The organism is Paenibacillus crassostreae (assembly GCF_001857945.1).
GTDB classification, from domain to species: Bacteria; Bacillota; Bacilli; order Paenibacillales; family Paenibacillaceae; genus Paenibacillus_AQ; species Paenibacillus_AQ crassostreae.
In genome coordinates this window covers 3,517,376-3,532,169 of sequence record NZ_CP017770.1, presented here as the reverse complement: position 1 = coordinate 3,532,169, position 14,794 = coordinate 3,517,376, and the positions used below count along the sequence as shown (strand labels likewise).

The window sequence follows — 14,794 nt, the reverse complement described above, 5'->3', positions numbered from 1 at the left end:
GTGATCTCTCACAACCGTTGATCCGAGAAGGCTTCTTTATTTACTTCTATCTATTTCATTACGGAAGCTATTTCGTTCTGAATACTCGATTCTTCCGAAGATTGATCTAGATCTTTCCTCTTATTCTTACGGCTTGCGATGAAGACACCCGCTAGAATAATGATCAATCCAGCGAGCAACGTCCATTTGATGTGTTCATTCAACAGAGTGTATCCCCAGATAACAGCTGTACATGGAACGAGATATGTCACCATCGTTGCGAACTCGGGGCTCCCTTTTTCAACCATATAATAGAACAGGATATACGCGATCCCTGAGCCGAATACACCTAATCCCAGAACCATTAGCATATTCGTTCCTGAACCTAGTTCCGAGAAAGGAACTCCCTCCGTAGTAAATGCCATCGTCCCGCTCCCAATCATTGTACATAGCAATGTTCCAAAAGTAACCTGATACATTGAATATCCTTTGCTTAGAAGATTCTTGGACAGTTGGGATCCAATTGCATAACAGAATGTCGCGCCAATCATACAAGCAAAACCAAGCATATCTACCGAGATAAGCGTTGTTGGGTTGATATCTAGTAACACAACGACACCAATCATTGCTATTCCAATTCCGAGCCATTGCTTCCCATAAGATATTGACTTAAAGAATAATACACCCACGATAATCGTCCAAGCTGGAGTTGTAGCATTCAATACGGAAGCCATACTACTAGGTAGACGCGTTTCGCTATATCCAATAAGTGCCCAAGGAATAGCTGTATTAATCAAGGCCATCAATGTCATAGGAATCCATGCAATGGTACGCAAACCAAAAGGTTTCTTTAATACAATCATAATGATGACGATCACCAGTAATCCCGCGAATGATCTTAGAAATGCGATACTCCAAGGACCGAAGTCTTCAAGAAGCATTTTGATGAAATAGAACGAACCACCCCATATAAGACTTAGAGCAATAAGGGCTAAATACACAAGACGTGACAATGTTATTCCTTCTTTCTATCTATCTAAATCAGAAACTAACACTAAATATACCACGCCTTACCCATATCATGTTCCTTTTTAACAAACTTATAGCGTTACTCCAGATTTAAAAATAGCAATCTCCCTAAAATCATTCTTCTCATTATTCACTTGTTCTCCACTTGCTACTGAAATAATATAACTCACGAAATCTGTTAATAATTCATTAGCTTCTGCGCCTTTCGCAAGTGTGCCCGCATTGTAATCGATCCAATGTCGCTTCAGATGATAGATTGCTGAATTCGTAGATACTTTGACTGTGGGAACAAACGTACCAAATGGGGTTCCTCTGCCCGTTGTAAATAATACGAGTTGGCATCCTGCTGCAGCTAATGCAGAAGCTGCAACAAGATCGTTACCCGGTGCACTTAGCAGATTAAGGCCCTTACTTTGTAACGTCTCACCATATTTTAATACATCCATAATCGTTGATGTTCCTGCTTTTTGAGTACATCCGAGTGATTTATCTTCTAATGTTGTGATCCCACCCGCTTTATTCCCTGGGGAAGGATTCTCATAGACAGGCTGATTATACTCCAAGAAATATTGTTTGAAATCATTAATGAGTGCAACGATCTTATGGAATACTTTCTCATTCGCCGCCCGCTCCATTAATAATGTCTCTGCTCCGAACATCTCCGGTACTTCAGTTAAGACTGTCGTACCTCCTTGTGCCACAAGGAAATCAGATAACCGTCCTAGTAATGGGTTCGCCGTAATTCCTGAAAAACCGTCAGAACCACCACATTTCAAACCAATTCGAAGTTCCGATAGCGGAACATCCCTCCTTTGATCCCCTTCTGCAGCTTGATGAATCTCAAGTAAGAGTTTCACTCCTTCCTCGATCTCATTCGATACTTCTTGAGATATTAGGAATTTCACACGTTCCGCATCATATTGACCTAATGATTCTTTGAAAGATGTCATCTCATTATTCTCACAACCTAGTCCAAGCACGAGTACACCACCCGCATTCGGATGTCGAACTGCATTTTGCAACATAGTTTTTGTATGAATATGGTCTTCACCGAGCTGTGAACAACCGTAATTATGTTTAAGAACGAGTGTGTTCTCAAAAGGAGCTATTCCGACTGTCTCCTTAAACCTTGTCATAATAGCTTCTGCTACACCATTCACACACCCTACAGTAGGTATGATCCATAATTCATTACGAATGCCCACTCGACCATCTTGTCGTCTATATCCTTTGAAGGTCATGTTCTTCAATTCATAAGGATTCACGTTCCAGCGTGGGTGATATTGATAATTCTCAATCCCCTTTAAATTCGTCTTTGTATTATGGGTATGGACCCACTCCCCTACACCAATCTCCACAGTTGCATGACCGATAGGGAATCCGTACTTTACTATATCTTGATCTGGTGTGATCGTCGCTATTGCAAGTTTGTGACCCTGACTTATAGTTTCATGCACAACAATCTGACGGTCGCTAATCTGCACCAATTCGCCTGCCTTTAATTCTCTAAGAGCCACAGCTACATTATCATTCACATGAATCCTCATCGTTTCCTTGACCATGTTAACTCCTCCTATTCCTGCATCAATTGTTGTAATGCTTGCATCATTCCTAATTGATCGATGTTGATTACATCTTTCAATACAACATCACTCAGGCCAGGAACTTGGTTCAAATCCAATTCCCAGTGCGTCGCGTTACCTAATGCGCTGACTACAAGCTTTTTAAGAGTCTGTATTGTACCATCCCATGAATCCCACAAGTCTCCAAAGAATTCTAGGATGGATGCATCATCCGATACTTGATAAGATTCTTCTCTTCTCTTCCCACGATAGAATATGATAAGTGCTGCGAGGGAGAAGGCTAATCTATATGGAATCATGGAAGTTCGATTCACATACTCCAATAGGGACGGAAGATTTCTCGTCTTGAATTTGGAAATTGAATTCAGTGAAATACTCATAAGGTAATGTTGGACGAAAGGATTACGAAAACGCTCAATCACATCTTCGGCAAATGACTTCAGTTCTTCCTGTGGCATATCCAACGTAGGAATAATCTCATGTTCTATTAGATCTCTAACATATTTACCTACTATTTCATGATCAATGGATTCTCCTACGGTATCAAGTCCATACAAATAGGCAACTGGCATCATAGCTGTATGAGCACCATTCAATATTCTGACCTTGCGCGTTCGATACGGAGCCATATCATCAACAACAACAATATTTAATCGAGATACTTCTACTGGTAATTCTTCCTTTATCCACTGTGGTCCCTCAATCACCCATAGATGAAATTGTTCACCAACAACAACCAGACCATCTTCGTATCCCAGTTCTTCTGTGATTTCAGCAATTGAATCTCTAGGGTATCCAGGTACAATACGATCTACAAGACTTGAACAGAATGTGTTACATTCCTCAATCCAGTCTATGAATGATTGCTCTAGTTTCCATAACGTTGCATATTGGAGGACAACCTTCTTCAACTTATCTCCGTTACGATCAATCAGTTCACAGGGAATGATAATTAGCCCTTTATCGCAAGATCCTTGAAATGCAACATATCGTCGATATAGGAATGCTGTTAGCTTACCTGGGAAGCTATTCTGAGGTCGATCATCAAGCTTATCATGCGGATCATAGGCAATTCCTGCTTCTGTCGTATTAGAGACAACAAATCGAAGATCTGAACTAGATGACAAAGCTAGATAGGCTTCATGATCTTGATATGGGTTAATTCCTCTACTGATACTATCGATGACATTATGTTCCTTCACTGCTACACTATTCTTCATACCTTGTAAATATAGCGTGTAAAGGCCATCCTGCTTATTCAAGTGATCGATCATTCCTTGTTCTAATGGCTGAACAACAACGACACTACCGTTAAAATTCGCCTCTTGATTCATGACATAGACCATCCAATCTACAAACGCTCTAAGAAAATTCCCTTCGCCAAACTGAACTATTTTTTCCGAATAACTCGTAGCAGTACTTTGTGATCGATAATTTCGGTTTAAAGATTGCATTTCCATGCCTCCATTCAACTATTTATTATCCATTCAAAACCATCTTGAATGCACACGTTAACAATTATAAGAAGATTAGTCTATAGCTATAATTACTGTAACCCTAAATATAGCTGTGATTATTTTCACTTGATACTGTATTAAAATGCAGTGTATAAGCTTCTGAAATTCCCTATACACTGCAATTCATAGATAACCTATAACCTAATCTATGCTACATTTTCTTAACCGAATCACGAATCTTCAGTTCTGTTTCTACAAATATGATCTCACCTGTTGATTTGGGTTCATTGATCAACTCTAATATTTTCTTAGCACCTTCGATACTAATCTGTTCTATAGGTCTCTTCACTGTTGTTAATGCTGGTGTTGTATAATGTGCGAACCCAATATCATCAAAACCAATAATGGATAGTTCACCAGGAATATTAATCCCTTGATCAAAAGCTGCCCTCATTGCACCAATAGCCATATCATCATTACAACAAAATACAGCGGTAGGGCGATTCTCCAGTTCAATAATTTGTTCCAAGGCTTGGTAGCCGCTCTCCATATCATAACTACCCTGCAGCATATATTCCTGACGAATCGGTATACTGTGTTTAATTAACGCGTTCAGATATCCATCCTTACGTACCTGTGTTGACTTAAACCCTTCAATTCCTTCAATGATGGCAATTTTGTGATGTCCCTGCTCGATTAAAAAAGTTACCGCCTCATACGCTCCTACTTTGTCATTCGGAACAATATTGATAATCGTAGGATCTTGTACCTGTCGGTTCAGCACTACGAAGGGAATTCCACTCTGCATAACATGATATATAAATGCGTTATCGACTTCACTTTGACTCATCAGAATAATCCCATCGAACCTCTTCTTGTTGATCGAATGATAATCCTTATAGTTATCGATCCCGCGCACGAATAAGTTATAATTCTCACTAATAACACTATTTACTCCACGTATAACATCTGAGAAGAAACTGGCTGATGTCCCTGTTGTAATGCTAGTGAAGAATACACCCACGGTATACGATTTCTGCATAACCAGGCTTCTGGCATTGTAATCTGGAATATAATTTAACTGTTCCGCGAGATCCATGATTTTCCTCTTCGTCTCTTCCTTGATAAGCGGGCTATCATTAAGTGCACGTGATACAGTCGTGTGTGAGACTTTGGCCAGTCTAGCTATATCTTTAATCGTAACGGACATGTGTGTACCTTCCTATTCAAATGCAAAATATTCTTTCGCGTTCTGGTGTGAAATGCCCTTAACAATAGAGCCCAACAGCTCCATATCATAAGGAATTTCACCCTCTTCTACCCATTCGCCAATCAAACGACAAACTAGACGTCTGAAGTACTCATGCCGTGTATAGGATAGGAAACTCCGTGAATCCGTTAACATCCCTACGAAACGGGTCAACAATCCAAGATTAGAAAGTACCTTCATTTGATCGAGCATACCTTCTTTATTATCATTGAACCACCATGCTGTGCCGAACTGCATTTTACCCGCTACGCCACCACCTTGGAAGCTTCCGATGATGCCTGCAATGACGTAATTATCTTTAGGATTTAATGAATAAATAATCGTCTTAGGTAAAGCACTAGCTTGCTCTAAACCATCTAATAATTTCACAAGTGGCTTCGCGATCTCATTATCATTCATTGAATCATAACCTGTATCAGGACCTAATTCATTTAACATACGAGTATTGTTATTTCTAAGTGCATTCATATGCAACTGCATTACCCAACCAAGTTCAGCGTACAATTTCCCCAGGAATGTAAGTGTATACGTCTTATATTTCTTCTCATCATCCAATGTAAGTGACTCACCTTGAAGAGCTTTTGCAAAAATAGTACCCGCTTCTTCTCTTGTTGTGTCTTCAAACATGACTATATCAAGTGCGTGATCCGATACTTTCCCACCGATAGAATGGAAGAATCTAACTCGAGATTCTAGTGCATGTAATAACGTTTCGTAGTTATCTACAGACGATCCATAAATATCTGATAACCGATCTATCCATGGAAGGAAACTATCTCTTCTAATTTCAAGTCCCTTGTCAGGTCTAAAGCTAGGAAGTACTTTCACATTAAAATCTTTTAATCCCTTTATTTGTTGATGGTATTCCAGTGAATCAGCTGGATCATCTGTTGTGCAGACCACCGTGACATTCGATTTCATAATCAAATCTCTTGCCCCGAAATCTACACCCGTCAGTTGAGCATTGACCTTCTCCCAGATGGCAGGAGCGCTTTGCCCATTCAATACCTCGTGAACACCGAAGAATCTTTGTAACTCTAAATGCGTCCAGTTATATAATGGATTTCCAATAAGCATAGGTACCGTGTTAGCCCATTGTATGAACTTATCATAATCACTGGCATCGCCTGTTATATATTGTTCTGGTACACCATTTGCACGCATCGCTCTCCACTTATAATGGTCACCATACAACCATGCTTCTGTAATGTTCTTAAATTTCTTATTCTCAAAAATCTCTTGTGGACTCAAATGACAATGATAGTCGATAATCGGCAAATCTTTCGCATAGTTCTCGTACAATTGGACCGCTGTGTCAGTCGTAAGTAAAAAATCTTCCCCCATAAACTTTTTCAATACATTCACCATCTTTTCTAAATGAATTTGTGTAAATGAACATCAAAAAGGTACGATCGAAGTCTAAAATGTTAACGTTAACATTTATTATCCATAGTGTATCTTACTTCATATCGATATTTCAATACGTTTTTTCGCATATCATATCTTAATTTGTCCCATACTATCCATATTTCAATAACTTAGAGGAGGTTAACTCATGAATAAGAGGATGAATCTGCTTATGTTCAGCGGAGATTACGATAAAGCCATGGCTGGTTTGATATTGGCGAATACTGCACGTGATATTAATGTGGACGTCACGATGTTTTTCGCCTTTTGGGGACTCTTTCTATTGAGAGATCCAGAGAAAATGACGTTAGAGGATAAGACAATCTATGAAAAACTGATGACTGTGATTACACCCAAAGGACCGGAAGCATTACCTTTATCTAAAATGAATTTCAGTGGTCTTGGGAAATGGATGCTTGAAGAAATGATGGAAGATCAGGGGGCTCCGCAACTCATTCACTTTTTAAAAGGTGCTAGGAAGAAGAATATTAAGTTCTATGCTTGTAAATTATCCGTAGAAATAATGGGCTTCAAGGCAGAGGAGTTCTTACCAGAGGTTGAAATCATTGATGCTCAAGCTTATTTAAAAGATGCTCTTGATTCGGACATGCAATTGTTTATATAAAGTTGGGCTTTAACCTATGATCAGCCTCGCACATATACTGTGTTTAGATCAGGATATGACGGAGGAATGTATAGTGTTGAAGATACAAAGTGATGATTACGTTGAGAATATAGATTCGATCTCATCATTAGAACAATATTTCAATTCATTTCGTAGTCAAACTGTTGGAATAGACTATTCTTTCCAATCTCCCTATGGAAAGAAACAGCTTATTTATGCTGATTGGGCTGCGAGTGGACGACTTTACCGTCCTATAGAATCATGTATTATGGATTCTTTTGGACCTTATATGGCTAACACACACACGAAGTCCAATATAACAAGCACAACGATGACTAACTCTTACAAAAGAGCGAGGAACATCATTAAACGACATATGAATGCCAACGATCAAGATATTCTTATCATGACGGATTCCGGTATGACCGCGGCGGTAAACAAGCTCCAGCGTATTTTAGGATTAAAAGTTCCTGAGTGGCTTCAAGGTCATTTAAACCTTTCAGAGAAAAGGCGTCCGGTTATTTTTGTAAGTCATATGGAGCATCATTCCAATCATATATCTTGGGCAGAGACCATCGGAGATGTCGTATGTATTGATCCAGGAGAACAGGGAAGTGTGGATCCAGATAAGTTAGAACAAGCTTTATTGAAGTATAGTCATCGAACATATAAATTCGGCTCATTTACCGCCTGTTCTAACGTGACGGGTATCTCGACACCCTATCATGAACTAGCGCGAATCATGCATAAATATGGAGGTGTATGTTTTGTTGATTTCTCAGCTAGTGCACCTTACGTGAATATCAATATGCACCCGACTTCACCTACTGAGCGATTGGATGCTATATTCTTTTCACCTCATAAATTTCTTGGTGGTCCTGGAAGTTGTGGAGTCCTAATCTTCAATTCAGAACTCTATAAGAACCAAGTCCCTGATCATCCAGGGGGTGGAACGGTATCTTGGACTAATGCTTGGGGTGGTCGACGATATTACAAGGATATCGAGACACGTGAAGATGGTGGAACACCTCCCATTCTCCAAACGATTAGAACTGCATTGTGTATTTCTCTGAAAGAAAAGATGGGTTGCAAGCAGCTTAATCAGCGTGAACAAGAGCTGACCTCGTTGCTTATGAAAGAATTATCACAGATCCCAGAAATATTTGTATTGGAGAGCCAATCTGAGGATCGTATTGGTATTATATCTTTTGTCGTCCTCAACATTCACTATAATCTGTTTACCAAGCTACTCAATGATCGCTTTGGAATACAGGCTCGTGGTGGTTGCTCCTGTGCAGGACCCTATGGCCACTACTTACTTCATATGAATGAGAAAACTTCTAACCTAATAACGGATCAATTAGATAAAGGAGATTTAACTTATAAGCCAGGTTGGGTTAGATTATCTATTCATCCTATTATGACCCGTCGCGAAATTCTTCTCATCACTTCGGCTATTCGCTCCATTCTAATCAATATTGCAACATGGAAACAAGATTACCAATATCAACCCTCAACCAATGATTGGGTCAACCGATATACCTCATCTGAAGTGAACGTAGAAGGGTTATTCTCATTCTGATTCAGATATGAAAATAGCGTGATACGAGTTTCCATCGTATCACGCCTTTGTAATAATTGATTCCTGAATCATTTTCATAATTATGCTAACCTAGGCGATTATGAAATTGATTCCTGAATCATTTTCATAATTATGCTAACCTAGCGATTATGAAATTGATTCCTATTAAAACAATAAATTGAACAGGTTTCCTTCCTTATTAAGGTCCTTATACTCAAAACCTTTTTGATTTAAACGTTCTATCAAAGCTCCATAATCCTCTTTGGAATCTAACTCAATTCCGACAAGGGCCGGACCATTCTCTTTATTATGCTTTTTCGTATATTCAAAGTTCGTAATATCATCATCAGGTCCTAATACATCTTCGAGAAATTCACGAAGTGCACCTGCACGTTGCGGGAAGTTGATCATGAAATAATGTTTGAGTCCTTCATACACAAGTGATCTTTCCTTAATCTCCTGCATTCGAGCAATATCGTTATTCCCACCACTAATAATACATACCACCGTTTTACCTTCAATTTGCTCACGATATAATTCCAATGCTGATACGGGTAATGCTCCAGCAGGCTCCACTACAATCGCATTCTCATTGTATAGTTCCAAGATCGTGGTACATACTTTCCCTTCCGGCACCTTCAATACATCATCTAGCGACTTGGCACAGATCTCATATGTTAGATCACCTACACGTTTAACTGCTGCACCATCAACAAATTTATCAATTTCATCTAAAGTTACAATTTCTTTGCGTAACAGTGCCTCACTCATGGATGCCGCCCCTAATGGCTCTACCCCAATCAATTTCGTCTGGGGGCTTACAGCTTTAATATAAGAGCTAATCCCTGCAGCTAACCCTCCACCACCAATAGTCACAAAAATAAAGTCAGCGGGAGTATCTAAACTTTCCATCACTTCCATAGCGACTGTACCATTTCCTGCAATAATACGAGGTTCATCAAAAGGATGTATAAACGTCAATCCCTGTTCTTCACAAGCCTTCATCGCTTCAGCATACGCATCGTCATACGTATCACCTACCAGTACTACCTTTACATTATCCCCACCAAATCGTCTGACTTGCTTCACTTTCTGATTAGGTGTTGTACTTGGCATATAGATATTGCCTTGAATCCCTAATGTTTTACAAGAAAATGCCACACCTTGAGCATGATTCCCAGCACTTGCACAGACGATCCCTTTTACTAAATCTTCCTCAGAAAGACTACGAATCATATTATACGCACCGCGAATCTTAAAAGACCGTACTACTTGTAAGTCCTCTCTCTTCAGATATACATTACAGTTATACTTAGCTGAAAGTACAGCATCCCATTGTAAAGGTGTGCGAACAATCACTTCACGTAGAACATGATGCGCACGAATAATATCCTCCATCCTTACGCGACCTAGCTTGTTCTCTTTTTTCAATTCTGTCATTCTTCTCCTCACTCCAATTTCAAATTATAGCTTTCGAAGCCTTCTGTTTCTATTCCTATCTTACAACCGTACTCTTATCATATCTATTTTTCAACTAGAGATGAAGATTTGCCTACATGAATCAAATTCATAATCTCCGATTAAATTGGTTTGCATAATTATGAAATTGATTCTTACATATTAATTTAACTATAAGGCAATAAATATTATTGACATATAAATCATCCAGCGTTACGATTTATTCTTTGCTAGATATTCATGTATTTTACATAGAAGTATATGAACACTTCATTCAACAAGATAAGGATGGATTTTATATGAAAAAAAGAATCATCGATATCCTATTTATTATAGCTGGTGCTTTTCTATTTGCATTAGCTGTCAATTTGTTTGTTATTCCAAATGAGTTTGGTGAGGGTGGCGTCACGGGCCTAACGATTATCTTTTATTACCTTTTCCAATGGTCTCCCGGACTAGTCAGCTTAATTATAAATTCCTTCTTACTTCTAATTGGCTATAAATTTTTGGATAAAACAACAACCATTTATACTATTATAGCCGTTGTCTTTAATTCTCTGTTCCTCCACTTAAGCGTTAACTGGAGTATATCCTCTGATGAACTCATTCTAAATGCCATATTCGGAGGTATATTCACAGGTGTAGGGATCGGAATGATTATACGTGTTGGAGGTACAACGGCAGGAACTGCGATTCTCGCAAGAATAACGAACAAATATTTGGACTGGAATATTAGTTACTCCTTATTATTCTTTGACTTAATCATTGTTTTCTCTTCTTATTTCATCATCGGAGCAGAAAGTCTGATGTATTCGATCATTATGCTCTATGTAGGAACCAAGATTATGGACTTTATCATTGAAGGTCTGAACCCGAAAAAAGCCGTCATGATTATATCAAATGAACAAGATCAAATTGCTGAAAAAGTCACCCTGTTTATGGAACGTGGTGTAACTGTTCTAGCGGGGCATGGGTACTTTACCAAAGATCCCAAAGAAGTGCTTTACATTGTTATTAGTAAACAAGAGGTTTCTACACTCAAGAAAATCGTTAAAGCTATTGATATCAATGCCTTTGTAACGATACATGACGTACGTGATGTGTTTGGTGAAGGATTTGTTGATATTTCGAAATAAACACTTTTTAAACATTTAATTTATCTGTATACATGGTCGCTACGATAACGGATTGTCCTTACGATCGCTGTTGCCCCCGAATTTTTTAATCTACCGCTATTTGCGGTGAAAATTCAGGGGCAAAGGCGAACGCTACCGCTTCTTCAGGACAATTCCGTTCTCTTCGCTAAGTATAAAGACTTTATCAAACACTAGTTTATCAAGTATAAATTTGCTCCATGATATATTTAGAGGCCTTCCTAGTTTCAGGAAGGCCTTTCTTTTTAGGATTTTTATTTATAATTCTATTTAAGATCTCTATATAGTCCGCTCTTGTTCCCCTAATGTTTCATGACTAATCTGCTCTATCTATTTAAGAAGTGCTTTAGCTGCGATGTCCGAACGTTGTTGTTTGCCTTCAAACTCAATATGAGCCGCTTCCTCGTAAGCTTTAGCTCGGGCGTGAGCAATATCTTGTCCGAGACCTACAACGCCTAGAACACGTCCACCATTCGTTACCCACTCTCCAGCTTCATTCTTCGCAGTACCCGCGTGGAATACAAGTGCATCTCGCACCTCATCTAACCCATGAATGGCAAGTCCTTTCGGATACGATGCTGGATAGCCACCTGATGCAAGCACTACACACACTGCTGCCTCATTACTCCACTCGATCTCGATGTCTGCTAGTGTTCCGTTCACAGCAGCCAGCATGATAGCAAGTAAGTCACTCTTGAGCCTTGGTAATACAACTTGAGTCTCGGGATCTCCGAAGCGAGCATTGAATTCAATCGTTTTTGGTGTTCCATCTGGTGAAATCATCAGACCAGCGAATAACACCCCACGAAAAGAACGTCCTTCCGCAACCATTGCCTTTGCCGTTGGTTTGATGATCATCTCAATGGCTTCTGCAATAATTTTTGAATCGATATGTGGTAATGGAGAATACGTCCCCATCCCTCCCGTATTGGGGCCTTGATCATCATCAAACACCTGCTTATGATCTTGTGCAGCCACCATCGGTCGAACAGTTTCCCCATCCACGAATGCAAGAATAGACATTTCTTGACCAGCAAGGAATTCCTCAATGACAACATGGCTTCCAGCATCACCAAATACTTTACTAACCATAATGTCATAAAGCGCCTTTTCCGCTTGTTCCATCGTAAAGGCTACCGTTACACCTTTTCCAGCGGCTAGGCCATCTGCTTTGATTACGATTGGAACCTGTTGTGCTACTAAATATGCCTTAGCACTCTCATAATTGTCGAACTTCTCGTAAGCTGCTGTTGGAATATGATATTTATGCAATAAATCTTTCATGAATGTCTTGCTTCCTTCAATCGCTGCTGCATTCTTTCTCGGTCCAAATACAGGAATATTCTCTGCCTCGAATGCATCCACAATGCCGTCTACTAAAGGGTCATCCGGTCCGATTACCACAAGATCTATATTCTTATCTTTCGCAAAAGCAGTCAGAGCATCGAACTCATTCACAGCAATAGGTACGCATTCAGCGATCGATCCAATACCTGCATTACCCGGTGCACAATATATGACTCCAGCCTCTGGGCTCTTCGCTAGCGCCCATACGATGGCATGTTCACGTCCGCCACCGCCAACGACCAATATATCCATGTTTGCTCTCCCTTTGGTAACCTATTTTCAAATTAGAAACATCTGATTCTTAACGTTAAAGACGAATAATTTCACCTATACTAATGTTTAAAGTGACGAACTCCTGTGAATACCATCGCAATCCCATTTTCATTCGCTATTTTAATGGACTCTTCATCTTTAATCGAGCCACCAGGTTGAATTATAGCTGTAATTCCAGCTTTAGCCGCGAATTCAACTGTATCTCCCATTGGGAAGAATGCATCGGATGCTAGCACCGAACCTTTAGCCTTATCTCCCGCTTGTTCAATCGCGATCTTCGCTGATCCTACACGATTCATCTGTCCTGCACCTACACCAACTGTCATATTATCTGCTGCCAGTACAATCGCATTAGACTTCACGTGCTTAACTACTTTCCATCCGAACAACAGTTGCTTTAATTCATCCTCTGTTGGTTGACGATCTGTAACGACCTTCAAATCTGAAGTATCAACAGAATGAATATCACTCTCTTGAACAACCATACCACCATCAATGGATGTAAATAAGAATTGACTGTTACGTTCTTTCGCCGAGCCGAATTCACCCATTCTTAACAGACGAATGTTCTTCTTCTTCGTAAGAATTTCAAGTGCTTCAGGCGTGAAATCAGGTGCTAGAACAATTTCTAAGAAAATTTCTTTTAGAAGTTCTGCAGTTGCCGCATCAATCGTCCGGTTAGCTGCAACAATCCCCCCAAAGATAGAAGTTGGATCAGCATTATACGCTTTTTGATATGCTTCATATACATTACTTCCTGTGCCGACGCCACATGGATTCATATGTTTAACAGCAACAACCGCAGGTTCATCAAATTCCTTCACAATTTGGAGAGCAGCGTTAGCGTCATTGATATTGTTATAAGATAACTCCTTACCATGTAACTGTTCGGCAGTAGTTAATGTCCCTTGAGGTGCTAGTGGCTTACGGTAAAATGCTGCTTTTTGATGAGGATTTTCACCGTATCGTAGATCTTGAATTTTCTCATAGGTCACAGTCAGGCGTTCAGGCAATGGATCTCCAGTAACATTCGACAGATAATCAGAGATAAGGGCATCATAAGCCGCTGTATGACGGAAGACTTTTGCAGCAAGTCGTTTGCGTGTTTCCAATGTTGTATCTCCATCCTTACGGATTTCCTCAAGCACTGCACTATAATCGCTTGAATCTACAACCACACTTACAAAGGCATGGTTCTTGGCTCCTGAACGAAGCATAGTAGGTCCACCGATATCAATGTTCTCAATAGCTTCTTCATAGGATACGTCTGGTTTTGCAATGGTTTCTTGAAAAGGATACAAGTTAACAACAACAAGGTCGATATATCCGAGGTCCAATTCCTTCATCTGTTGTTGATGTTCCACATTATCACGAACAGCTAATAATCCACTGTGTACTGCTGGATGAAGTGTCTTGACACGTCCATCCATGATTTCTGGGAACCCTGTAACTTCTGAAATTCCGGTAACTGGAACGCCTTCTTTAGCAAGTAAGCTGCTTGTTCCACCTGTCGAAATGATTTCCACACCTAATGCAGACAGCTCGCGGCAAAAATCCACGATACCTTGTTTATCTGATACGCTGACTAACGCTCTTTTTATACTCACGAATTGGATCCTCCTTTATATGT

At 39.7% G+C, this 14,794-nt stretch carries 11 protein-coding genes; 3 read left to right on the top strand and 8 right to left on the bottom strand.

All coding sequences use genetic code 11. The annotated features are described in order from the left end of the window. Positions 1-50: 50 nt before the first annotated feature. From LPB68_RS16255 to uxaC, 5 genes are all read right to left on the bottom strand, one after another. A complete protein-coding gene (locus tag LPB68_RS16255) occupies positions 51-992 on the bottom strand; it encodes a DMT family transporter (RefSeq protein WP_068661022.1) in 942 nt (313 codons plus the stop codon). 87 nt (positions 993-1,079) lie between these two features. Continuing rightward, positions 1,080-2,570 (bottom strand): UxaA family hydrolase, encoded by a 1,491-nt coding sequence (locus LPB68_RS16250; protein WP_068661021.1) that lies wholly within the window; start codon positions 2,568-2,570, stop codon positions 1,080-1,082. Positions 2,571-2,581: 11 nt separating this feature from the next. Continuing rightward, complete coding sequence (locus LPB68_RS16245; protein WP_068661020.1) at positions 2,582-4,045, bottom strand: tagaturonate reductase; 1,464 nt, start codon at positions 4,043-4,045, stop codon at positions 2,582-2,584. Between the two features lie 214 nt (positions 4,046-4,259). Next, a complete protein-coding gene (locus tag LPB68_RS16240) occupies positions 4,260-5,258 on the bottom strand; it encodes a LacI family DNA-binding transcriptional regulator (protein WP_068661019.1) in 999 nt (332 codons plus the stop codon). A gap of 12 nt (positions 5,259-5,270) precedes the next feature. Then, positions 5,271-6,674 carry a glucuronate isomerase gene (gene uxaC / locus LPB68_RS16235; RefSeq protein ID WP_068661018.1) on the bottom strand — a complete coding sequence of 468 codons (1,404 nt, stop codon included), beginning with the start codon at positions 6,672-6,674 and terminating at the stop codon, positions 5,271-5,273. Between the two features lie 199 nt (positions 6,675-6,873). Here uxaC and LPB68_RS16230 point away from each other — a divergent pair, with 199 nt between their 5' ends. Together LPB68_RS16230 and LPB68_RS16225 are read left to right on the top strand one after the other, a co-directional pair. Next, positions 6,874-7,350 (top strand): DsrE/DsrF/DrsH-like family protein, encoded by a 477-nt coding sequence (locus tag LPB68_RS16230; protein ID WP_068661017.1) that lies wholly within the window; start codon positions 6,874-6,876, stop codon positions 7,348-7,350. Positions 7,351-7,423: 73 nt separating this feature from the next. Then, on the top strand, positions 7,424-8,932 hold the full coding sequence (locus tag LPB68_RS16225) for an aminotransferase class V-fold PLP-dependent enzyme (protein WP_232510305.1): 1,509 nt from the start codon (positions 7,424-7,426) through the stop codon (positions 8,930-8,932). A gap of 165 nt (positions 8,933-9,097) precedes the next feature. Here LPB68_RS16225 and ilvA read toward each other — a convergent pair whose 3' ends face one another. After that, the gene (gene ilvA / locus LPB68_RS16220; RefSeq protein WP_068661016.1) at positions 9,098-10,372 is read right to left on the bottom strand and encodes a threonine ammonia-lyase IlvA; all 1,275 of its coding nucleotides are present in this window, start codon (positions 10,370-10,372) and stop codon (positions 9,098-9,100) included. A 317-nt stretch (positions 10,373-10,689) separates the two neighbouring features. Here ilvA and LPB68_RS16215 point away from each other — a divergent pair, with 317 nt between their 5' ends. Then, a complete protein-coding gene (locus tag LPB68_RS16215) occupies positions 10,690-11,526 on the top strand; it encodes a YitT family protein (RefSeq protein WP_068661029.1) in 837 nt (278 codons plus the stop codon). Positions 11,527-11,874: 348 nt separating this feature from the next. On the opposite strand, the gene purD is transcribed toward LPB68_RS16215, so the two are convergent. Both purD and purH read right to left on the bottom strand, forming a co-directional pair. Continuing rightward, positions 11,875-13,143 (bottom strand): phosphoribosylamine--glycine ligase, encoded by a 1,269-nt coding sequence (gene purD / locus LPB68_RS16210; RefSeq protein ID WP_068661015.1) that lies wholly within the window; start codon positions 13,141-13,143, stop codon positions 11,875-11,877. Between the two features lie 80 nt (positions 13,144-13,223). After that, on the bottom strand, positions 13,224-14,771 hold the full coding sequence (gene purH, locus LPB68_RS16205) for a bifunctional phosphoribosylaminoimidazolecarboxamide formyltransferase/IMP cyclohydrolase (protein WP_068661014.1): 1,548 nt from the start codon (positions 14,769-14,771) through the stop codon (positions 13,224-13,226). Between the last annotated feature and the right edge of the window lie 23 nt (positions 14,772-14,794).